The sequence below is a fragment of the Paraburkholderia sp. SIMBA_053 genome, from assembly GCF_046534895.1.
GTDB lineage: Bacteria > Pseudomonadota > Gammaproteobacteria > Burkholderiales > Burkholderiaceae > Paraburkholderia > Paraburkholderia caledonica.
In genome coordinates this window covers 1-460 of the sequence record NZ_JAWRXU010000108.1, presented here as the reverse complement: position 1 = coordinate 460, position 460 = coordinate 1, and the positions used below count along the sequence as shown (strand labels likewise).

Below are 460 nucleotides of genomic sequence, written 5' to 3'. Positions count from 1 at the left end.
AGCAGGCCGACCACGACCAGCAAGGAAATCGCTCAGGTCGCGACGATCTCGGCCAACGGCGAAGAGTCGATCGGCCAGCGGCTTGCCGAAGCGATCGACCGCGTCGGCAAGGAAGGCGTGATCACCGTGGAAGACGGCAAGTCGCTCGACGATGAGCTCGACGTGGTGGAAGGTCTGCAATTCGATCGTGGCTACCTGTCGCCGTATTTCATCAACGATCAGGACAAACAGGTGGCCGTGCTCGATAACCCGTTCGTGCTGCTGCACGACAAGAAGGTATCGAACATTCGCGATCTGCTGCCGGTTCTGGAACAGGTCGCGAAAGCCGGCCGCCCGCTTCTGATCATCGCGGAAGATGTCGAAGGCGAAGCGCTGGCTACGCTGGTGGTCAACAACATTCGCGGCATTCTGAAGACGGTTGCTGTGAAGGCGCCAGGCTTCGGCGATCGCCGCAAGGCGC

At 60.7% G+C, this 460-nt stretch carries 1 pseudogene; it reads left to right on the top strand.

From position 1 onward, the window contains the following. Positions 1 to 460 (top strand): annotated as a pseudogene (groEL, locus tag SB753_RS34780) (chaperonin GroEL); the annotation flags it as partial.